General features: G+C 39.3%; 18 protein-coding genes. 6 read left to right on the top strand and 12 right to left on the bottom strand.

Annotation, left to right across the window (positions count from 1 at the left end; all coding sequences use genetic code 11):
• Window positions 1–7: 7 nt before the first annotated feature.
• Genes SY85_RS23265 through SY85_RS23255 form a run of 3 tightly spaced genes read right to left on the bottom strand, consistent with a single transcriptional unit; the run spans window position 8 to window position 4275 of the window.
• Window positions 8–2392 (bottom strand): GumC family protein, encoded by a 2385-nt coding sequence (locus SY85_RS23265; RefSeq protein ID WP_066408326.1) that lies wholly within the window; start codon window positions 2390–2392, stop codon window positions 8–10.
• 9 nt (window positions 2393–2401) lie between these two features.
• Window positions 2402–3229 carry a polysaccharide biosynthesis/export family protein gene (locus SY85_RS23260; RefSeq protein ID WP_066408324.1) on the bottom strand — a complete coding sequence of 276 codons (828 nt, stop codon included), beginning with the start codon at window positions 3227–3229 and terminating at the stop codon, window positions 2402–2404.
• 35 nt (window positions 3230–3264) lie between these two features.
• Window positions 3265–4275, bottom strand: a complete 1011-nt coding sequence (locus SY85_RS23255; protein ID WP_066408323.1) for an SDR family oxidoreductase — start codon at window positions 4273–4275, stop codon at window positions 3265–3267.
• Window positions 4276–4360: 85 nt separating this feature from the next.
• On the opposite strand from SY85_RS23255, the gene SY85_RS23250 reads away from it, so the two are divergent.
• Window positions 4361–5083 (top strand): DUF4184 family protein, encoded by a 723-nt coding sequence (locus SY85_RS23250; RefSeq protein ID WP_066408321.1) that lies wholly within the window; start codon window positions 4361–4363, stop codon window positions 5081–5083.
• 11 nt (window positions 5084–5094) lie between these two features.
• On the opposite strand, the gene SY85_RS23245 is transcribed toward SY85_RS23250, so the two are convergent.
• The 3 genes from SY85_RS23245 to SY85_RS23235 form a co-directional block, all read right to left on the bottom strand.
• Complete coding sequence (locus tag SY85_RS23245; protein WP_066408319.1) at window positions 5095–5607, bottom strand: UpxY family transcription antiterminator; 513 nt, start codon at window positions 5605–5607, stop codon at window positions 5095–5097.
• 586 nt (window positions 5608–6193) lie between these two features.
• A complete protein-coding gene (locus SY85_RS23240; protein ID WP_066408317.1) occupies window positions 6194–7429 on the bottom strand; it encodes a hypothetical protein in 1236 nt (411 codons plus the stop codon).
• Between the two features lie 713 nt (window positions 7430–8142).
• Window positions 8143–8361, bottom strand: coding sequence for a hypothetical protein (locus SY85_RS23235; RefSeq protein WP_066408315.1), 219 nt, complete (start codon window positions 8359–8361; stop codon window positions 8143–8145).
• Between the two features lie 157 nt (window positions 8362–8518).
• Between SY85_RS23235 and SY85_RS23230 the strand changes: the two genes are divergently transcribed.
• Window positions 8519–8734 (top strand): hypothetical protein, encoded by a 216-nt coding sequence (locus SY85_RS23230; RefSeq protein ID WP_066408313.1) that lies wholly within the window; start codon window positions 8519–8521, stop codon window positions 8732–8734.
• Between the two features lie 293 nt (window positions 8735–9027).
• Here SY85_RS23230 and SY85_RS23225 read toward each other — a convergent pair whose 3' ends face one another.
• Both SY85_RS23225 and SY85_RS23220 read right to left on the bottom strand, forming a co-directional pair.
• Window positions 9028–9258: a hypothetical protein gene (locus tag SY85_RS23225; RefSeq protein ID WP_066408311.1), complete on the bottom strand. Its 231-nt coding sequence runs from the start codon at window positions 9256–9258 to the stop codon at window positions 9028–9030.
• A gap of 120 nt (window positions 9259–9378) precedes the next feature.
• Entirely contained in the window at window positions 9379–10434 is a 1056-nt protein-coding gene (locus SY85_RS23220) for a BON domain-containing protein (RefSeq protein ID WP_066408310.1), read from the bottom strand.
• 245 nt (window positions 10435–10679) lie between these two features.
• Here SY85_RS23220 and SY85_RS23215 point away from each other — a divergent pair, with 245 nt between their 5' ends.
• A complete protein-coding gene (locus SY85_RS23215; RefSeq protein WP_066408309.1) occupies window positions 10680–11246 on the top strand; it encodes an HD domain-containing protein in 567 nt (188 codons plus the stop codon).
• 103 nt (window positions 11247–11349) lie between these two features.
• Here SY85_RS23215 and SY85_RS23210 read toward each other — a convergent pair whose 3' ends face one another.
• The 3 genes from SY85_RS23210 to SY85_RS23200 all read right to left on the bottom strand — a co-directional run bounded on the left by SY85_RS23210 (window position 11350) and on the right by SY85_RS23200 (window position 13778).
• Window positions 11350–12504 carry a lipase family protein gene (locus SY85_RS23210; protein WP_066408308.1) on the bottom strand — a complete coding sequence of 385 codons (1155 nt, stop codon included), beginning with the start codon at window positions 12502–12504 and terminating at the stop codon, window positions 11350–11352.
• A gap of 240 nt (window positions 12505–12744) precedes the next feature.
• The gene (locus SY85_RS23205; protein ID WP_148661270.1) at window positions 12745–12957 is read right to left on the bottom strand and encodes a hypothetical protein; all 213 of its coding nucleotides are present in this window, start codon (window positions 12955–12957) and stop codon (window positions 12745–12747) included.
• 599 nt (window positions 12958–13556) lie between these two features.
• Window positions 13557–13778 (bottom strand): hypothetical protein, encoded by a 222-nt coding sequence (locus tag SY85_RS23200; RefSeq protein WP_066408304.1) that lies wholly within the window; start codon window positions 13776–13778, stop codon window positions 13557–13559.
• 1125 nt (window positions 13779–14903) lie between these two features.
• Between SY85_RS23200 and SY85_RS23190 the strand changes: the two genes are divergently transcribed.
• The 3 genes from SY85_RS23190 (at window position 14904) to SY85_RS23180 (ending at window position 19864) form a co-directional block, all read left to right on the top strand.
• Window positions 14904–16868, top strand: a complete 1965-nt coding sequence (locus tag SY85_RS23190; protein ID WP_066408302.1) for a DUF8202 domain-containing protein — start codon at window positions 14904–14906, stop codon at window positions 16866–16868.
• A 97-nt stretch (window positions 16869–16965) separates the two neighbouring features.
• Window positions 16966–18564, top strand: a complete 1599-nt coding sequence (locus SY85_RS23185; protein ID WP_066408300.1) for a tail fiber domain-containing protein — start codon at window positions 16966–16968, stop codon at window positions 18562–18564.
• A 37-nt stretch (window positions 18565–18601) separates the two neighbouring features.
• Window positions 18602–19864, top strand: coding sequence for a T9SS type A sorting domain-containing protein (locus SY85_RS23180; RefSeq protein ID WP_082886665.1), 1263 nt, complete (start codon window positions 18602–18604; stop codon window positions 19862–19864).
• Window positions 19865–19971: 107 nt separating this feature from the next.
• On the opposite strand, the gene SY85_RS23175 is transcribed toward SY85_RS23180, so the two are convergent.
• Window positions 19972–21441 (bottom strand): T9SS type B sorting domain-containing protein, encoded by a 1470-nt coding sequence (locus tag SY85_RS23175; protein ID WP_066408290.1) that lies wholly within the window; start codon window positions 21439–21441, stop codon window positions 19972–19974.
• Between the last annotated feature and the right edge of the window lie 9 nt (window positions 21442–21450).

Raw genomic sequence — 21450 nt, 5'->3', positions numbered from 1 at the left:
TCTCCATTTAGTTGATGGTTTCGGAACGCTTATTACTAACTCGAATAGTTGTAATACCTTTCCAGCCTTTCCTGTTTTCCTTTGCCTGGTAGCCATAGCCATAGCCAAAGTCATTTCCATAGCTGAACTCTTTATTATCCATTACGCCATTAATAATTAAAGTAAGACGTGGAAGTTTTTTACCGTCATTCAGCTTATTGATCAACTTCATTGTTGAACGAAGTGTATGACGATGGCGGATAACAAAGAAAGATATATCAGCAAAACGTCCTAAGGTCAATGCATCAGACACCGGACCTACAGGAGGTGTATCAACCACAACAACATCAAAGTTTTGCTTCAAATACGTAAAGAGGGTTTCTACTTTCTCATCCAAAATCAATTCACCAGGGGCTTCAGGAAGCGGATTACCACAGCCTAAGAAAAACAAGTTTGGAGAACTCGGCACTGGCTGAATAATTTCATTTATAGATGCCTCACCATGTAAGTAATTGGCTATCCCTATGCTTTTTTCCATGTTTAGCTTAGCAGCTAATCCAGGATTTCGCATATCAAACTCCAACAAGGCCACGCGCTTATTGCTTATTGCAATACTATTGGCTAGGTTTAAGCTTACAAAGCTTTTTCCTTCGCCGCTTTTACTGGAAGTAATCAATAATGTTTTTTGCTTGGCTCCTAAAGCCATGTAGGAAATATTGGTGCGCAATGTTCTAAACTGCTCGGCCTCAGAAGACACATTGGTAGGTGTAATTATTAATTCAGGTTGATTTTTAGACACATTACCTATTTCTCCAATGATAGGCAGACTGGTTAAACTTTCAACATCCTGACGTGTTTCCACCTTTTGATTCATGATGAAGCGAACAGCAATAACGACTAGCGGCAATAGGAAACCGATACCCAAGGCTATTCCATAGATCATTAACGGTTTAGGCACCTTCGTTGCGTTATCGGCGCCATTATCTATAATTCGTGAACTTACAATTTCATTTGCCGCTAACTCCAGCTTCTTGTCTTCAGTCTTCTGCAATAAAAATGTATATAGCGAATTCTTGATATCCAGCAAGCGGTTCATTTCTGCCAACTCTTTTTCTTTTGCAGGCATACTACTAAAACGGCCAGTGATTGATCGCTCTTGTGTAGCAAGAGAACTTGATGTAGCTCGAACTTCTTTACGGATATTTTGAACGCTCTTTAAAATATTCGTTCTTAGTTCCTCCATTTGCCCGTTAATGGCAGGCAATCTTGGATCTTTGCTAGCACCATTATCTTGAACAGCACGTTTTTGTAATACCAATTGGTTGTACTTGCCAATCTGATCTGCTAATACAGGGTCCTGCAAGCCGCTACTATTCGGCACAATCTCTTCCTGCCCATCATAGCTTTTAATATTATTCTCTACTAAATTCAGTAGATCAGACTTTAGAATATTATCTGTCTTTTTAGCATCAATCACAGGAAGGTTACCCAAAAGCTGACCAGCAGAAGCAGATACATCAAATACCTGGTTACGCGCCTTAAAATCACGCACTTTCTTTGATTGATCTTCCATTTCGGCAGTAGCTGTTACCAGTCGATCATTCAAAAAGTTAAGCTCTTTACGAAGCGCCTGATTATTATAATCAAGGTTTGCTAAATCAAAATTGTATACCAGCACATTAACAAACTCTTTTGCCCGTGTAGGTACTTCATCTTTAATAGTCACTTCCAATATACTAGGACCAGCACTCTTGGAAGGCTCAACCTTTATTCTAGAAATATAGGTTTTAATGGTATTTTGACGACCTAAATATTTAAACTCATATTGGCCTCCTAATGCAGTAACCATTGAATCCTTTGGCTGAATGATCAACTGGTCCCCATTAATTGATAAAGGCTTATAATAATCACCTTTTATAGTACCTGCTTCAGTAGCTAAACTGTATCCACTATTGTCAAATGTTAACTTATAAAGTGGACTTTCAGTTTCTGTATCTTGTCTTTTTAATTTTATAGAAAACGGCAAGGCATCTAATGCTAGCGGCTTGGGTGCTTTTTCTGTTACCTTGGATACCCTTATATGCAACTTCAATGAATCTACGGCTTCACCAACTAAGGAATAAGACTGAAATCTTAAAATTTCACTACTAAGGTCAGGGCCTTCCTCCGCTCCGCCGCCAGAGCCATTAAATGCAGACCCAATCTTATTGGCACCTTCTGAAGGCAACTTAACCTGAACATTCGTTTTTACTTCATATAAAGGCTGGGTAAAACGTAAATAAATATAGGCACCGGCTCCAAAGAGAATAACAGAAATAAGAAACCAGTAAAAGTTCTTAACGACTTTTGAAAAAAGCCTTTTTATATCAAAACTCTTCTCATTCTCACCATCAAGAAGTAGTTGCTGCTCCATAGTAATAGATTAATTATTAGCAATAGTAAATGCCAGTGTAACGATACCTATAGCCAAACCTGTAATAGCCGTAAATCGGGTTACATTTTCTCTGGCTATCGTATTGATGGCAGGTTTTACAATTAATACATCATTGTGTTTCATTAAGAACACGTCAGGATTATTTAACACGTCTTGCTTACGCAGGTCAATCCGGGTAATCTTACGCTCGCCTTTGTAATCACGATAAAGCTGCACGTCATAACGCTTTGCAGTTGGGGCCAGGTCTCCTGCGGCTGCTAATGCCTCTAGCAAGGTTGGCTTTTGCATAGACAGTGTATACGTTCCAGGATTGCGTACATCGCCTATAACTGAAATGCGAAATGAATTAAAGCGTACGTCTACAATAGGATCTTTTAGTTTATCAGACACCATCTTAGTTAAGGCTTCTTTCAATTGCCCAGAGGTCATACCTACTGCACGCACTCTTCCTATTTGAGGAAATTCGATATAACCATTTGCATCAACCAAATAATTCATACCGGAACCTGAATTTGAATTCATGGAAGAAGTTCTTGATAGATTTTCGCTCTCAGTTGTTACTGCATTCGTTAAAGCTGTTTTATTAAAATAGGCAGCTGCTGCATCATCTTTGGCAACAAATACAACATTGATTTCATCACCATTTGCAATCACCCGCTGATCATCAGGCATTTCAGCCAACTTAGCTACTGTAGTATTAGGTAAGTCCTGGAAGTATTCCATTTCTTTGGTAGAAGAACAAGCAGAAAATATGAGCATCACCAATATTGCAACAATAGGAGTATGAACTTTAAGAGCAAAAAGATTCCTAATCATGTGTACCATAATTTTAAATGAATAAGTGGATGATATTAAAGGATGGCTTCATTAGCAAGTGGTTTCAGCGCAGATTCATACCACTTAACTGTTGTTGCTAAGCCTTTCGTTATAGATACTAAGGGTGTATAATCAATTAGATTTTTTGCTTTAGAGATATCTGCAAGACTATGTCTTACATCGCCCAATCGTTCTTCTTGGTAGACCGGTTGCAGCTCAACGTTAGCATACTTACTAATATAGTGCCAAAGCTCATTTAACGTAGTACGTTCTCCGCAAGCTACATTCATTACTTCATGTGAAGTATTGTCACTGCCTAGCATTGCTTTGATATTAGCTTGTACAGCATTTTCCACATATGTAAAATCCCTACTGGTCTCACCATCACCATTAATCACTGGTGCTGTGTTATTCAGTGCGGCTTGTACAAACAATGGAATAACAGCCGCATAGGGTCCTTTAGGATTTTGACGGGGACCAAAAACATTAAAATAACGTAAACCAATTGTATGAAACTGGAAAGTGCGGGAGAAAACGCTGGCATAAAGCTCATTCACATATTTAGTAACAGCATATGGCGATAAGGGTTGACCAATTTGGTCTTCTACCTTTGGTAAGGCCTGGTGATCACCATAGGTACTGGAGCTGGCAGCATAAACCATTTTCTTTACTCCTGAATCTCGGGCAGCTACCAGAATGTTAAGAAAACCGCTAACATTAACGGCATTCGAGGTAATAGGATCATTTATAGAGCGGGGAACTGAGCCTAAAGCGGCCTGGTGGGAAACATAATCAATATTTTTTAGCGCAGAAACACAGGTATCAAAATCTCTTATATCGCCTTCCATCAATTCAAAAGCCGGATGGTTCAGAAAAGGCTCAATGTTTTTGGGGGAGCCAGTGCTAAAATTGTCTAGAACTCTTACTTTTCCAGCTCCATGATAGAGCAAGTATTCAACAATATTTGAACCAATGAAACCGGCCCCTCCGGTTACTAAAAAGCTAGCGGTACTGATATCCTGCTGATGGTGTTTTTCCTGGTACATAAATTCTAAGGGTATTCGTGAAGTGGTTTATAATTTGCTGAGGAACCATTACTTACGTCCTCAATTCATTTATTTATAGTTTATTATGCCGTTTACTTTTTGCCATCCAGCTATTGTTTTACCTCTAAATAGAATTAAAGGCTTATCACTTACTGGTTTAATAGCAGGGAGCATAGCTCCTGACTTTGAATATTTTATAAGAATGTCAGACAAGCGAGTATATACCCATACCTGGTCTGGTTTTCTATGGATTGATACCCCACTGGCTCTTTTACTCACTTTCCTTTTTCACAATGTGGTCCGCAATCCACTTATCCATAACGCCCCTATTGACTTTCAAAGGCGTTTAAATCAATACACTGATTTTAATTGGAATTTTTATTTTAAAAAACACTGGCTAATAGTAATAGCCTGTTTAATTATTGGCATTATTTCTCACCTGGCCTGGGACGGCTTTACTCATGAGAATGGCTATTTTGTCAAATATCTTCCGCTATTAACAGCCGCTATTCCTGTAGGCACGTTTCGCATTGAGGTCCATATGCTTTTACAGGTAGCCAGCTCTATTGTAGGTGGTTTAATAATATTTTACGCACTTTGGCAATTGCCTTCAGATCCTAAAACTGGCGTTAATAAAAATTATTTCTCCTTTTGGAAAAATGTTGCTCTTCTAACCATCGGCATTTTTATAGTGCGATTATTTTTCGGTATTTCTCATGAAATTGAAGACGTTGTAATCCCGGCGATATCAGCATTTTTGATAGCACTCGTATTAATGGCTTTCTTATCACCAAAAGCAATCAAATAGTTTAAACATTATTAAGCTATCGACTTCATTTTGGCAATATTGGTAATTTCAACTTCAGCAACAAGGTTGAAACCAATTGAGGGAATCAAAACTTTTACTTTCTTATGTCCCACTTCCATTACTCTACCCTCTCGCATCATTAAAGGGCCATCTATGATTTGAATCTTATCGTTTGGATTAATGCTTTCTGTGCGTTCGATAGAAACTGTTTCATACTCCTGCAAGAACTGCTTAATGGCCTCTATCTCTTCTTGCCGAATGACAGCAGGCTTACCCAACCAATACACAAAATTTAAAACACCATCAGTTTCCTTGACAGGAACAGTTTCTTCATTTGATATACACACAAAAACATATGAGGTGAAAAGGGGCTCATAAATAATTTTTTTTCGATCGGCCCATTGCTTTGGAACTTTATTTAAAGGGCAATAGCATTCAATGCCTTTCCGTTCAAGTAAACTTGCTACCTTTTTTTCCCACCGTGGACGCGTATAGATAGCGTACCAATTTCTGTATGGTGTCATTTTCATTTGGTTTAGGTTTTTCACTTTTTCATTAACTACTTCTATTGGCACAGGCTGCGCCCATCTCAACTACATAATTGTACCGAGCAGATCGAAGTCTGTAATCAAAACAACACGCTTAAAACGGGTATACTATGCGTTAGCCCTAAGCATTTGTTTAGGAAACATCACATTGTTTTTCAGTGCGGTTTAGTTCAGTAGGAAAAGGAAAGGCTAAAACTCAACATTTTAGAAAGGCATCTCATCTTATACAAAGAGCATACCGTAAGAAGCCGATTAAAATAAAATAACCTTACAAACTTGAAAAGAATAAGCAAGGAATTCCCTTTCAGGAGTATATGCGCATAAACTTTCCCGTTTTTTCTCTAGAAGTCTACAAAACAAGGTGGTTATGTACAAGTAGCCGTAAAGAAGTAATGAATCTCAATCAACCTGATCAATAAGTTGATAAGAGAAGATCTGTGAATGTGGAGAAAATGCATAGATTACGATCAATAATACACACTCTAAGTACTGCCTAGCTAAAAAACATTCTACAAATTGCAATTGCTGATACTTTTTATCAGCTTTATTTCTCTTTAGTCTATTAATTCTGCCCGGTGCTTTCTGTTAGCATTTTTAGCTTTCGGAAGCCTGTCTCTTTGATAAGCTCATCTAGCTGTTTTTCCAGCTTCTTATTGGTTTTCTTTAAACGGCGGGCCAGTAATAAGTATAGAATGGTATCTGTTTTTTTAGTAAGAAAAGAAAACTGAGAAGGCCGTATTTGCTCAAAAAGCCGCTCTGCCTCGTCAACAATTCCACTTTTTGCATAAGCCGTTGATTTAAGCAATAGTAGTCGGTTAAAGCATATTTTATCTATAGCCAAAGCTACCTTGGAGTACCGCAAGTAGGCTTCATTAATATAAAAGATCGCATCTTGGTAGTACCGTGTCCATACCAGAACGCCAGCCATAATGTATTCAAACGATTGAGACAGGGAAAGCGACTTGCCATTTGATTTTAGCTCCAATTGTACTTTGTAGGCATCTGCTAAAATCTTATGTGCGTCTAGCTGGTATTCTTCTGCATAAAGAAGATGTGCTGCATAGTAATAACCATAAATAAGCGGATCTGCCCTTTTAGTCAAGGTCAGTTTTTTAAGTTGTTCATACCGCCTTTTTAAGCTTAGATGATCCAGAGATAGCCAATCACGTATACATAGTAAAGAATAGCCAAAAATCTGACCCTGCACTGATTTATTTTCACTTAGATAATAGCGTAGTCCCTCACCATAAAAAGAGTTTAGCCTATCCATTTGAATATATTGCTCAAAATAGATCTCTTGCCCATTTTTGGTTTTTGCAATGGCGCGCTGAAATTTATTAGCTAGCTCCTCTGACAAGGAAATAAATTTTATAGTATTCTTTACCAGGATAAAGAATGCTTCAGCGCTAGACTTACCATGTGGAATGGATGAAAAAAGGGTTACCAGGTAATGCAGTATATTTTTTTCATCAACTGAGGTTTGTCCGCTAGCGGCTTTTTCTTTCACTAAACTCAATTCATCTAATGAATGATAACCACAATAATTAGCCAAAATAGCTAGCGTAGAAAGAGAGGGTGGGTATTGCGCTTTTACTAAACCAAAGAAGCGCCTGAGCGTGTTGGAATTGATTTTAAAAGAAGTCTTTGTATATATTTCTTCACTCAATCGAATACAATCCCTGGAGGAAGCAATTGTGTGTCCAAAGGTCTCTGCTACTTCTTCTTTTACTATTTCTTGGAGGGCGTCTTTTATATGGTGCGGACTTTCGGTTCGCTGCAACGAAAAGCCATTGCTCATGCTGGATAGTTTAAACTATAAATGGCTTTTTAGGAAGAATGGTTAGACGAATGGTTTAGCACAGATGGTTGAAAGACACTCTAAAATATCTAATATAATATAATTATACCTACTATTTATCCACAAAATCAAATATTTTTCGCTCTACCCTACCCGCTAGATAATGGGGCCTGCAATTTAAGATAAAGTTGCTTTCTGTTTTACTACCATTTCTGTTTGAATTAAAGCTCTTGTTCATGTCAACAACTGCAAATAATTCTCTACAATAAGCTTTATTAACTATTCACACAAGTAACAAGGCCTTTTCCAAAATTCTCCCCAAACTATAGAACTTACCGTATCCCTTAACTGTATTACCTACTCTATGACACCTGTTACCATAAATATAATTCCACACTTACATTACTAATAAGCCATACAGCCTACCCTTTTCCTACCTCTTGCAGTCCTCATCTTCGGGACTGCTTCGAGACTTCTTCGAAGTGGCCCGAAGGAATCCCAAAGAAGTCTCGAAGCGGTCTCGAACAAAGGATGACGTTGAGGACTTCCATTCCACAGCAAGGAGCAGAAAACATCCTTTATTTAACCTATAAAGCCAAGTGTATTTAAACGATAAAATGTAAAGGATAGACAGTTTTTCTGATCAGTCTACAACTATTTATCTCTATCTATATAGAGGCTCTTTCTTTACACTTTGTTAGTTGTAGTCTTTATTATATAATACACCACCGGCCTTCCGAATCTTTTGAGTAAGAAAGACCATTACTCATCCGATATACATCTTTTCCCGTTTTTGGATCTACTAAGTGCTCCTTCTCATAAACTCTTATGCCATTATTTTCCCGGGTAAGGTAAATAACCAAAGCGGGGAGAGTAGGTGCGATCTCATGTAGCCATTGTTCCTCACTTTCTTTTACAAATGCCTGACTCATAATGGTATTATTTTTTATAAAATGCTTCAAGTTCCCTGCCGCAAATTGGGCTCTATTGTAGAGCCAGCAAGAGTTTTTAAGATTTCATTACCATATTTTCTATTGAAATACAGCTATTTATCGCGGATATGGGAATAGTTTTTGCTCTTGTGCAAGCATGCAAGACCTGACCATCACCGAAGCTGCCAGCCACAGAAGTGCTAATGAACTGCGTGTAGTTTCTATTAACAAAAATCCGCAACAAACAGAGCCCTCAGATAAGCATTTTACAAAACTGATCAATGGAGAACCTGGTGTAAATGCACCAGCAAGAACGCATTATCCCCGGTCGTATAGTCCAGACGGACCTGGCGGTAATTATCAAGGCTTATAATCTAGAATTAGAGTAAAATCACTCCTATATCTTGTTAAAAAAGTAGATTTTATGCCTTTTTATTAGAACGGCACAGAATTGTTATTTAAATTAGATGTTTATAACGCAATTATTAGGTTTAATCAATCACCCATCAAACAATATTCTATGAATTGGAGAGACGTGTTATCTATTTTGTTTGGACTTAAGAAACCGGCTTTAGTACCTATTCCTAAAACGCCACCGCAAACAAAAAAGAGATAATTGATCATTTAGTAATAAATATCGAATAAATAGAGCCTCAGTTTGAGGCTCTATTTATTTGTATCATTCTTATCTGTAGTTCTTTCCTCATTATCTTCTTCACACTCAAAGTTTCCGCCCAATACTCCATGATGCATGGCCCCTTCCTGGCGGTCTACATGGCTAATATCGAAAGCGTCATCTCTATGATAGGCTCTACCTACAGTATCTTCTCCCCTGTTGAATTCCGAATTGCTAGTTCTTTCTTGCTGTGGTTGACTGTTCTTTTTTGCTTCTTTCATAAACAAATCATTTAATTCTGTTTAAAAAGTATAGCTAGGTATAAACGCATTGTTCGCTGTCCATTTTACACCTAGCTATTCATCTATCAGGAGTCGGCTAAAGCCGTCTGCTGTTTGTTTCTACTTTTTATTTCGTCTATTTTCTTCTGTAGACTCATTATTTCCTGCCGCCCTTATAATCTGACGCGTTGTATAATTTCCTTCCAGCTCATCCATACGCCCCACATGTATGCGATTCTCTACATTACGTACGCCAGAAATAGATTCAGCCAGACCCTCAGCATGTCGCTTAGCCTCCCGACTTAAAACAGTACCAGAAAGAACCACATCAGCGCCATTAACTGTTACTTCTATTTCAGATGCGTCCAACATAGCATCATCACTTAATCGATCACACACATCTTCACGGATACGCTCTTCAGAACGTTGATAACCTCGAGGGCCCTTACCTCTATGTTCTCCAGCCAAATTTGGATAATTGCGATTACCTCTTGGCTCTCTATAGTTCTCATTGCTACTCATCCATGAAGAAACATCTCTACGTTCTCTATCCCACCAACTGCGATCGTCTTTATTTCGTACTTCATTGTTCCAGTCATTAGCTGCATTACCACCATAATTCACATCGTGTCTTCTGCTGGAGTTATTGCCATATTGATCTTGGCGGTCATCTTGCCAATTGCGGTCTCCACGACGCCAGTTTTCATTGCGATTGTTGTAGTCAATATCATATCCACCACTCAGATCATTTACGCTTCTCCAACCCGATTGCCCACCATAATTGCCTTGATCAGATTGCCGCGTTTGATTGCCATAGGAAGAGCCATAAGAGGTGCCCCATTGGTTTCCCCACTGATTACGCTGCTGCCCCATATTACTACCTTGATTATAACCTCCCCCGTATTGGTTGCCATACCTGTCACCACTTTCATAATCGGGTCGGTTGTCATCGTTATCAGGTATGTAGTTTACACGACCTTGATAATTGCCATAATCCATCCGATTATCATCATCCTCTCTATTATAATTTCCACTATAACCCGCATTGCCAAAACGTTCTACATCCTCATGATACTGGTTTAAGTCCCGATTACGATTTATCCGGTTTCTATTGGCCTGCCATTCCTGGTTACCACTGTAGTATTGGTCACCTCTATTACGATTATTATCTGCCATAGTTTATTGATTTTAATAGTTAACTGGTTAACGCAAAATCATAGAAAAAACTATGCCTTTAAGTCTAATTAGAAGTCATTTATAGGGCAGTAAATATTTGTTAACTGACTACTATTATTGATCAGCTTGCCTGTCTATTTTACCCCAATACATTCATCATAATCCTACCTAAATAATATACAGGTTGCAACAATCTACCTGAAAGGGTGTAATGTTTGCACCATGAAAAACGTGAGGTAAGTAATATGGATACAGCGTTAGCACTCCAGCAGGTAAAAGAATTTGCAGCAATGGCACATAATGGCCAACAGCGTAAGTATTCCCCTGAACCCTTTATTGCGCACCCTGTAAGAGTTATGGAAATGTGCAGTTTGTTTAATACAGAATTGCCGGTATTAGCAGCAGCTCTCCTGCACGATGTGTTAGAAGATACAGATGTGGATCAAAATGAACTGAAGCAGTTTTTGCAAACGGTTATGAATGAAAATGAAGCTCAACAAACAGAAGAGTTGGTTGTTGAGCTAACAGATGTGTATAGCAAACAGCGTAATCCAACATGGAACCGTAATAAGCGAAAGCAAATGGAGGCCGACCGGATTGAAAAGACCAGTGCCGATGCACAAACTGTAAAATATGCCGATATCATTGACAATTGCAAGGGAATTGTAGAACAAGATCCGGAGTTCGCCAATCGCTTTTTAAGGGAATGCAGCGTATTATTAAAGCGGATGCCAAAAGGCAATCCGGATTTGTACAGGCGGGCAACAGATACCGTTAATGTGTGTTTACTAAAGCTAATAGAAATAGAATAGAAGCTATTGTAACCTTTTAATTATGTTATCCTAAATAGCCTTAATAGATTTAACTCGTACGTTTAGCAGAAAGGAGGAAAAAGATTACCCAACATACAATCATTTATTCAACCAGTAGTGAATGCCCCTGTGTAACTGTTCCATAATCTTTTTTCAATAACAGGTAATAGGCTTCAAATGTATGATGGGTCCAAATACCTGCTCCTTTTGTAGGGTCATCGGGGAAACGCGTATAATATTCCATGTCTGGCATTAACACGATTGGTGTACCAGCACGCATATAATTCATAGTACTTATTGCGTTGATTCCATCTAATTGTGAAAGTTTTTTCTTTACCTGCTTCCCTACTTTATCCCCCAAATACCTTCTATACCGCTTGGCTGCCTTTCGGGTACTTTTATTAAGCTTATTATAAACCATATTGGCATAAACCCTAACAAAATAACGCTGTTGGCTAAGTGCACTTTTGATCGTCACAAAAGGATTTAGCGGATTTAGGTCGCTGAATTGTTGTATGCTTATTGGCGTTTCGGGTACCCAGTCAGCAGCATTAACCACAGTAAAGGCCCACCCACCTTTATTAATATAATCATAATCATACGCATAAAACAGGTTGCCGGGTTTTGGAGCTGCACTACAATAGGTTTTGTAGATGATATCTGAAGGTAGGGCTCCTTGTTTGGTGCGATAATAAATATAAGAGCGCAACAGGTAGGCAATTCCTCCCCCTTGGCTATGGCCTGTAATAATATACTCCTTAACCCCTTTTGCATATTGCTCCCGTATTTTTTTTTCAATATCACCAGCCATAGAGCCTAAGGAAAGCAGCCAGCCTGTATGTATGGCGGCATCGGGTCTATCTGCCAGTTGATAATGGAAGGTTACACTGTCATTGATCTTAATATCGCCAATGGCAGGTTGCATAACCGCGTATACATTGGCCAGCCAACTGGATGTAGTGGCTACTGTACCTCTAATAGTAATTATGCCCCTTTTTCCATCGGTGCTTAACCACATCCACCAGCGGTTATCTAACCCGGTTACTTTTGAGCGGTAGTGCCATTTGTAAGCGGGAATACGTCCTTCTGATGTTACTACACTATCATAATTTCCAAAATTGATAGCAAGGGCATCGGCATATTCCTGAGTTTGAAAACCCGGTTGTAGGGATTGCGTGAAGCCAAAACCACTAAACAGTAATAGAAAACAGAAAATACTCCCCCTAATACTTCTACTATAGCGGTTATACGTATCCATACTTAAAATTAAGCATGCAACCAAGGAATCAAAACCATAGAGTATTTATAATTGGCAGATAAAATCTACAAAGGTCAACAGGAGATCAGCGCTACTATAGAAAAAAGGAGTAACAAAAGAGAGAGGTACTTTTTACAAGTTTTGTTCAAAACTTTATTGGAACGTTCAATTAGATGGTTTGACGCCCAAAACGAAGTGTAAAGTAACAACCTTCAATTATTGACGCCAACGAGGGAAGACTTAAAACATCTTTTCTACTTCCTCTACAGCTTGATAGAACAGATCGGTATCTATGTCTGTGTGGGTAGACCAGGTTTTATCCTGACACTCTAAAGAAAAGCTTTCCGGTGCTGTCAGATCTTTCCAGCTAGACAATGGTTCAAAATGAAAAACCTGCTGTTCTTTATTTACTTCAAAAACAATCGGCTGCCCTTCTACAAAGAGTGAGACCAAACTTGTTTTATTATTTGTGTGCACTATGAGAAAATTAAGTAGACTATAATTCTGGATGATTAAACGCCAAATAACCGAAGTTAATTGGCGGTTAATCATCCGCCGATCGTAAAACTACTACACCCAAAAATTATCAAAAGTTGCACAGACAACTATTACAAGCCTCTACATATTAGCACTTACTCTTGTCTATATATAAGAAACTAGTAAATCTACGATTGCTTTCTATTAGTAGTAATGCTAACATCTAGAAATGTATTCCACTAAATTTTCTTATTAGAAGCCTGCGTCGTTGGGATAAGATAGATTTTATATTTTGCTAAAAAGCATCTTACAAGTGTTTGCTCTTCAACTAACTACTACTTGTTAGGACATTTAATTCCTTAACAGATAATTTAAAAAATAATAGAAATTTTCAGTACAAAAACTTGATAATCTGTAATTAATGGCACCTTATTTGTTGAGTTAGAAACAGTTTTCATAGGGTACGGATTAAAAACGGGCTGAAGTTTCCACTTCGGCCCTTATTTTTTTAAAGCACTTACCAGAACTCGTATTCCAATACCAGTTGCTGAAATTTAATCGCTAGGTTATTTAATTCATTCACCCCGATCCCGTGCCTCTTTTCCTTCAGCTATTCCTTTCTCCCACTCTTTTCTACGTTCACTGGCAAAATCATCTACCTGATCATTATCAGATCGATTAGCGCTTTCTTCTTCCACTTCCAGGAAATTGATGTGTTTTTCGCGATTCGCTTCTGATGGTGTGTCTAAATGCGGATCAATTGGAGTATTCTTTTTTGCATCTTTTCTGTTGACCATAGTTCTTTTTATGAACAATACTCCCCAAATTGGTGCCACTAAAATTCAGAGAAAACAAGATCTTAAGCTTTTTCACTAGCTGTACATATACCAGTAAGCGTCATCAGAATTCAAACTGAAAATCGTCATACCTCTACGGTAGCCGTATAGAATACAATCCAGATTGTTGATAAATAAAATATCAATTTATATCTAGTTGATTATCATACACAAATAAGAATGTGAATAACTCAACATTGGTACTAAGCTCTTGCATAAGTCTGCAGAGCTTATAGTTTTGTGGAGCATTCCCCAATATCCATAGAAAAAAAGCCCTAAACCGTGTCTTTTTGATTTTAATCTTGGTCACGTACCCTTTTAAGCCCGTTTTAAGTCCAACTCCTACCAACCTCCAATATCGTAATAGAATAACCTAACCAGTACCTTTATGGAACAACCAATCCATCCTTTGAAAAATATTGCTTAAAGGAACGGCTGTGTTTGAATCAGAGCACCGTATTGATCCCCTCCCAGAGGGGATTTTTATTTATAGATTACCATAGGCAGTAAAACAAAAAGCCCCGCCAAAAATGGCAGGGCTTATAAAGTAGTTTTATAGAAAGAAACGACAATTGTATTGTTTTCTTTTACGGATAGATTGCTTCAAAGGGTTGTTTTGCTAATAGGGCACAGCTGTTTTGCTAAAAAGGGACAGGATAAATAGTACGGAAAGTCTTAAAAAGAGTAGCAAATTGTTCGTATGGCAGGGATTGTATTTTCGATAAGGTATAGATTCCAACGCCAACCAGTGAAAAGGCCCTTCTTTTTGTCTTGCGAGATGCAAAGATACAACAGATCAATGTGCAAACATTAATTAAAAAAGGTAAAACGCTACCTATAAAAAGTATTATTCAATAGCCGTTCCAATACGATCTACTACTATCAGCTCATTCCCTATTCTTACTATACAATTAAGCTTACTTACGTTATTACCACAGTATATATAATCCGGTAGTAGTACGAATATCCTGTCTAAGCAGGAAAAGTAGTTTTGCTGACCCCTTAAACAAACTGTTATTACAGTTTCAAGAGCCTATTTATAGGCTCATCTACTATACGAAGCGCTATTAACTCATCCATACCACTATGCACAAAAACCTATTAAACCTATTTGTTTATTTTTTATTCATACCCCTCTTCTGTTTTGGCCAAGGCCCTGGAGGTGTAGGCGTAACAGACAGTTTGGAAATGTGGTTAAGAGCCGATATTTCCTCAACCTTAAATCTAGCCCCTGGAAATCTTATTAACAGCTGGACATATGCCAACAATAACACGAAAATATTTACCTCTACTGGCACCAAGCGTCCATTAATTTCGAATAGCAAGTTCAACTTCAACCCTGCTGTTACTTTTTCCGGCGCCCAGGAATTAGTAGGTCCCAACCTCCTCAATGCACCATTAGTGGAACATGACGATTCCTATACTGTATTTGCCGTATGGAAAGGAGCCACTAGTGCAGGCTTTCGTGTCTGGACGCAGTGGGGCTGCGTCGGCCCCAACCGTGGCTGTGCTCTTCAAACAAATACTCTTGGAACAAAATATGGCGGCCAATTTGAAACTACTGACACGGTCCCTTACGGGCCTGTGGGCGGTGCAGGTGCAGGTATTGTGCAACTTTACACACCGGGTAATTTCTTAATAACTCAATTGAATGTACTTAATCAAGAGAAGAATGATCTTGAGATAATTGACCACTTAAAGTATGGCACTCCTACTATAGCTACAGTAGGAAATAATTTTAGAGATATTGCTACCGTAGAGAATGTACTAGGAAGAAGATGCACTGTTTTTGGCGAACCGTTTTCCGGCGATGTCGCAGAACTGATTGTATTTGGCCAACCTATCAGTGGGGTGAAAAGAGCAAAAATCTTCTCCTACCTGGCCTTTAAATATGGGGTAATGTTGCAAACGTCAGGCGTACGCCCCTCTTACTATGCTTCGAATTGGGATGGCGTATCGGGCACTGTTTATTGGTCTGGTGTAGGCAACACTGCCCATCCCAATGATGTGTTTGGCATAGGCAGAGATGATAATTCACGATTAAATCAAACGATTGCCAACAGCATGAATACAGGGTCTGGCGATGGCACTGGGCAGAGTGGCAAAGGCAATATCATTATCTCTAATCCAGCTCACTTAGACAATTTGGAGTTCCTAGTGATTGGCAATAACGGAGCAGTCTTAGCGGAACAAGCATCTGATATGCCTACATTCATGACTTCCGAAGCCAGGCGTTTAAGCAGGGAGTGGAAGGTGCAACTTACAGGTGATCCTGGCCCCGTGCAATTAAGCTTTGATCTAACCGGGATTGTTACAACAGGTAGTGCTGCACAAACAGTAATGATCATTGATGAAGATGGCGATGGCAATTTTACAACCGGGCATGTTAGCTTCAAAACACCAACTTCTATTATTGGAAACCGGGTAGTATTTGACAATGTACATCTTGCCAATAACCAGGTTTTTGCCTTTGTAACAAAGACAAATCTGATCACCCTTCAAACAGGTCAATTATTATTAAAATCCTCGATTAGTAATAATCTCATTCAGCTAGATTGGGAAACAAATGCCTCTGAAATGGTAACCGGTTATGATATTGAAGAAAGTGAAGATGGTATACGCTTTACAAAGCTTTTGCACCTGGCCGTTCAGCCACCCACCAATGGACACTACAGTTATACTATCTCCAATAACCCAAGCGCCAATACTTTTTATAGGATCAAAGAATACAACCAAAGCTCAACCCAGTTTTTCAGCAATATAGTTCAGGTAAAAAGAGTACTCCGAGATCAAAATCTTTCAGCTTCTCCTAATCCTTTTTATAACAAACTGGAGCTACACTTTACGGCTATAGAGAGCAATCTTATTAAAGTTAGCATTACCAATACCGATGGTTCAGTTATTAAAACAATACCTCTTGCAGTGAAAAAAGGAAACAATACGATCAATATTACTCCATACATACCCCCAGTTACTGGTCTTTTCATCATATCCATCACACAAGGGAACCAAACACAAACGGTAAAAGTTTTTAAAAATAAAGGGCTCTGAACAATAGGCCAAAGTTCTAAGCTGTAAAAGATTGCATAGGCCCTATACCCCTATCCTACGACCATTAATAAACCATTTTCTCATTTAAATCTGTATCATGAAACATTTGCTCAGCGGCATTGTATTGCTGCTTTCTGCCTCTTCAGCTACCCATGCACAAAACGTAGGGATCGGAACAACCGATCCTCAAAACAAATTACACGTTGCCGGTGGTATGCGTATAGACACTTTGGCTATGGATAGCGGCCTGGTGCGCCATAACAGTAGCGGCGTGCTTTATTCCTTAAAATTTACAGGCAACAGTAAAGATGTATTAAGAGGTAATGGCAGCTTTCAGCCATTGGAAGATGTAAAGACAGGCTGGCTATTATCTGGAAATGCCGGCACAGACCCTGCTTTACAATTTATTGGCACTTCAGATGACAAGCCATTACAGTTCCGGATCAATAATACAAAGGCTGGTCAGCTTGATCGCCAAACGGGCAATACGTCTTTTGGCTATCATACACTATTCTCCAATACAACGGGCAATGCCAACACGGTTATGGGCTTTCGAGCACTATTCAATAATACAACCGGTGTCAATAATAGTTCCTTAGGCTATATGTCTTTGTTCAAAAACACAACCGGAGGTTATAATACTGCAACAGGCATGAATACCTTGTATAGTAATACTGCTGGTGGAAGCAATACGGCCTATGGCTACCAGGCATTATACAGCAATACGTTGGGTAATAGTAACGTGGCAGTAGGTAGAGGAGCCCTTTATCTCAATACCACAGCAAACGACAATACTGCAATTGGCGTAGGTGCGCTATATAGCAATACCACTGGTACACGTAATGTCAGCACGGGCTCCAATGCGTTGATCAACAATGCAACTGGAAATGAAAACACAGCCAACGGTACACGTGCTCTTTACAGCAATACCACTGGCTCTGGCAATAGCGCCGTGGGCACATCGGCTCTATATTACAATACAGAGGGTAATAACAATACAGCCAATGGGCTTTTTGCCTTATATAAAAACACCGTTGGCGCAGGAAACGTAGCCATAGGCAATGGGTCGTTAAGTGGCAATACGGTTGGCAACAACAACACTGCATTGGGCACAGGCGCCGATGTGGCAGCTACAGACTTAACCAATGCTATGGCTTTAGGCTTTGGTGCTAAGGTTGACGCTTCCAACAAAGTGCGTATTGGCAATGCAGCTGTTACCGTTGTTGAATCTTTTGGAGAGTTCACCAAACTATCGGATGGCCGCTATAAGTTTAATGTACAGGAAAACGTAAAAGGGTTGGATTTCATATTGAAATTGCGCCCTGTTACCTATCAGCTGAACGCAAAAGCATTTGATACACAAACCAATCCGGAATACGCACAATTCATTTCCAACAATACCTCCTTAAACAATAGTTACAATGAGGCGGCAGCCATACGCCGTACTGGGTTTATAGCACAGGAAGTAGAAACAGCGGCTACACAGGTTGGTTATAATTTCAATGGTATTAAAAAGCCAAGCAATAGCAGTGACCATTACAGCTTAAGCTATGAGACCTTTGTTGTGCCGCTGGTAAAAGCAGTACAGGAACAACAGACATTTATAGACCAGCAACAACAGAAGATCGTACTACAGGAACAGCAAATTGCCAAACTGTTAGAAGAAGTCAGAATGATTAAAGAGAAGTTGAAATAATCAGACAAGTATTCTATAATCAGCAAAACATATTGCAATGAATTCATTCCATATACGATCCTATTTATTAACCACCATCCTTATGCCCTGTTTAATACAGGCCCAGGATGCACTCTATGTGCAAAATGGGGCAACTATTACCGTTCAGGCTAATGCACTGATCTCGATAAAAGGAAATTTACAACTTGGAGTTGGAAGCCAATTGCAGAATAGCGGCACTATTGAAATTACCCAAGATCGCGAAGCAATATCTGCAAATTGGATGGATCTTACTACCAAAAGTTACCATTATGGCAATGGCCTGGTAAGATTTACAGGGGCAGGCCGCCAATCCATAGCCACTATGAATCAGCTAGGCAAACTGGAAGTAAATAATAAAGATTTTGATCTTAATTCTTCGGTTTCCGCCGATCAGTGGATATTAGTGAATGGGAAAATCAATACGCAGTCCAACCTGGCAATTGTTTTAGACCCATCAGAGAAAGCGATCAGTACATCATTTTCCAACTCAGGATTTAAACTCAGTTGGTTCAATGGTACGTTGCGTCGACATCTTTCACCATCAACGGTGAATCACTATTCGTTTCCTATTGGTAATCAACAAAAAGCCTTTGTGGCAGAATTGGATAATTTAATGACCAATCCTTTAAATATTCAATTTCTGGATGTATCCTTTGTGCCTGGACCTAGTGCTAACACACACTTGCAGGTTATCAAAAACAGCAATCCATTTGAAGCTGTATTGCAAGAGGGCGTATGGGAACTTTCGCCAGATGCAACTACCAGGATAACAGGAAGCTATGATTTAAAACTTGATAGAGGTTCTACCAATACTTCTATTAATAGCCCGATAATTCTTAATCGATTGGGTAACGCTAATCAAGCTGACTGGGGTATTCCTGAAGGCACTGCTCCAGGCATAACAGGCCTTGAAGTAGATTACAACATTGCAAATCTGAAACAGACAGCTTCTTTTGGACAATTTGCACTGGCAACCGTTGAGGCATCCAAAAATGTACAATCAAGAACAAAAGCGGCTGTAATAGCAACTGAGAAGTCTTTAATCGTTATTGGACCCAATCCTGCTAACAATCAGTTACGCATTCATATCGATAAGCCAGTGACTCAACTGCAAGGATTTATTAGCAATGCCAATGGCACTATTGTTAAAACATTTACTGTTCAAAACAACAAGACCATAGACCTAACAGCCCTAAACCCAGGCACCTATTTCATAACATTGCCAGATGGTAATGGACCGCGCAAGGCCTGGCAACAAAAGTTTTTGCTTGTGAAATAAAACAACGGGGCCTTGCAATAAAAAAGGGAATGCCATGCATTCCCTTTTTTTATGTGTTAGCTAACTTATTTTAATATTAAATACAGCTGCAGCAGTCATTCACCTATCTACCTGATTAATGTCAAAGTTCCTTTTAAAGGGGGAGTATCTTTTTTAAGTTTTACCTGGTATATAAATACACCTGTAGACTGCTGCTTTCCATGGTACGTACCATCCCATTCTGCCGATGTATTCTTACTGTGATAAACCATTTGACCATACCGGTTAAACACCCAGACTTCTGCATCGGGTAAAAATTGCAAATAAGGTATTCGCCACACATCATTAACCTGATCTCCATTAGGCGTAAAAGAGGTTGGGATATATATACCTCCGACAACTTTTATAAAAACATCATCACTAGCCTTACAGCCCGCAGGAGTAGCCGCACTTAATCTAAATATCACGTCTTTGTCAGGGAATATGGTAGGTGACAGTGTGTTTTCATTCGCTATATATTGTGCCGGTTGCCATGTAAAATCGGTAAAACCCTCACTAATCTGTCCATCTAAAACTGCAGTAAATCCTTTAAAAACTACTTTGTCAGGGCCTGCATTTACTACTGGTTTTCCATGCACATTAATTACCACACTATTTGACGCGATGCGGCAAGAATTCAAGTTCATATTTTCTTCCTCAGCAGCTGTCATCCTATACCAATAGAAGCCTTTATTAAGAGGGCCTGTCTGCAGGCTTAAGTTTACTCCCAAAGGAACATCCATCCATGTTTGGCCACTATCTTTACTCAGCTGCCATTGATACAGAGGGGTTGAAAAAAAAGAGGTGCTGTTAGCATTTAGCGTAAAAGAAGTTGGATCACCCTCACAAATATTTACAGTATCCATATTGCCAACAATAGTTGAACGTAGAGCAGAGCCGCAAGGCCGAAACGTAATATCATCTAATGCCAGGTCATTACCAACACCACCCGGTGCATTGTTACGCATTCTTAACACTATTTCAAAAATCCCTGGAGGTGTTTTAAAGCTTAAGCCGTATTGCTTCCACTGCGGACTACCAGAACTGGCAATGTCTCCCGTTTGTACCATGCCAAGAACAGTACCATTCGTTTTTTCGATGCTAAATGTAACATTGGGTTGAATTTGATTTGGTGTACGAACAAGGTTCATCAGCCAGGCCGCAAACTCATAAGTTGTATTGCCACAAAGTCCTCTTACCGTATCGACATAAAAGTCTCCTGGTGCAAACGTTGCATTGGCCAACATAAAGTAGCCTTGAGGGTCGCCGGTATGGTCTGATGGCAAATTATGCCAACTGCCCCAACAATTATTTGAGGCATTTCGCAAGGCATACATACCATCATCCGGACAATCAGTAGTGATGTATTTATAGGATGTAACAGAAGCCGGAAGTGGAGGGCCAGGGGAAAGCCCTCGGCCAAAAGTGATATTGACTACCGGATCTCCTAAGCTACCATTGCACAATTGTGCTTGCGCAACTTGTATTTGCAATACAAAAAATAAGGCAAATCCGATATAAGCTAACCGGAAAAACGCAGCTAATCTTGGTTGGGCCATTGTTTAAGC

The sequence above is a fragment of the Flavisolibacter tropicus genome, from assembly GCF_001644645.1.
Lineage (GTDB): Bacteria > Bacteroidota > Bacteroidia > Chitinophagales > Chitinophagaceae > Flavisolibacter > Flavisolibacter tropicus.
This window is presented reverse-complemented; position numbering and strand designations above follow the sequence as displayed.

Bases quoted from the DNA above. Each gene is read 5' to 3' on its own strand.
- SY85_RS23265 (WP_066408326.1), bottom strand. From the start codon at position 2,392: ATGGAGCAGCAACTACTTCTTGATGGTGAGAATGAGAAGAGTTTTGAT.
- SY85_RS23260 (WP_066408324.1), bottom strand. From the start codon at position 3,229: ATGATTAGGAATCTTTTTGCTCTTAAAGTTCATACTCCTATTGTTGCA.
- SY85_RS23255 (WP_066408323.1), bottom strand. From the start codon at position 4,275: ATGTACCAGGAAAAACACCATCAGCAGGATATCAGTACCGCTAGCTTT.
- SY85_RS23250 (WP_066408321.1), top strand. From the start codon at position 4,361: ATGCCGTTTACTTTTTGCCATCCAGCTATTGTTTTACCTCTAAATAGA.
- SY85_RS23245 (WP_066408319.1), bottom strand. From the start codon at position 5,607: ATGACACCATACAGAAATTGGTACGCTATCTATACGCGTCCACGGTGG.
- SY85_RS23240 (WP_066408317.1), bottom strand. From the start codon at position 7,429: ATGAGCAATGGCTTTTCGTTGCAGCGAACCGAAAGTCCGCACCATATA.
- SY85_RS23235 (WP_066408315.1), bottom strand. From the start codon at position 8,361: ATGAGTCAGGCATTTGTAAAAGAAAGTGAGGAACAATGGCTACATGAG.
- SY85_RS23230 (WP_066408313.1), top strand. From the start codon at position 8,519: ATGCAAGACCTGACCATCACCGAAGCTGCCAGCCACAGAAGTGCTAAT.
- SY85_RS23225 (WP_066408311.1), bottom strand. From the start codon at position 9,258: ATGAAAGAAGCAAAAAAGAACAGTCAACCACAGCAAGAAAGAACTAGC.
- SY85_RS23220 (WP_066408310.1), bottom strand. From the start codon at position 10,434: ATGGCAGATAATAATCGTAATAGAGGTGACCAATACTACAGTGGTAAC.
- SY85_RS23215 (WP_066408309.1), top strand. From the start codon at position 10,680: ATGGATACAGCGTTAGCACTCCAGCAGGTAAAAGAATTTGCAGCAATG.
- SY85_RS23210 (WP_066408308.1), bottom strand. From the start codon at position 12,504: ATGGATACGTATAACCGCTATAGTAGAAGTATTAGGGGGAGTATTTTC.
- SY85_RS23200 (WP_066408304.1), bottom strand. From the start codon at position 13,778: ATGGTCAACAGAAAAGATGCAAAAAAGAATACTCCAATTGATCCGCAT.
- SY85_RS23190 (WP_066408302.1), top strand. From the start codon at position 14,904: ATGCACAAAAACCTATTAAACCTATTTGTTTATTTTTTATTCATACCC.
- SY85_RS23185 (WP_066408300.1), top strand. From the start codon at position 16,966: ATGAAACATTTGCTCAGCGGCATTGTATTGCTGCTTTCTGCCTCTTCA.
- SY85_RS23180 (WP_082886665.1), top strand. From the start codon at position 18,602: ATGAATTCATTCCATATACGATCCTATTTATTAACCACCATCCTTATG.
- SY85_RS23175 (WP_066408290.1), bottom strand. From the start codon at position 21,441: ATGGCCCAACCAAGATTAGCTGCGTTTTTCCGGTTAGCTTATATCGGA.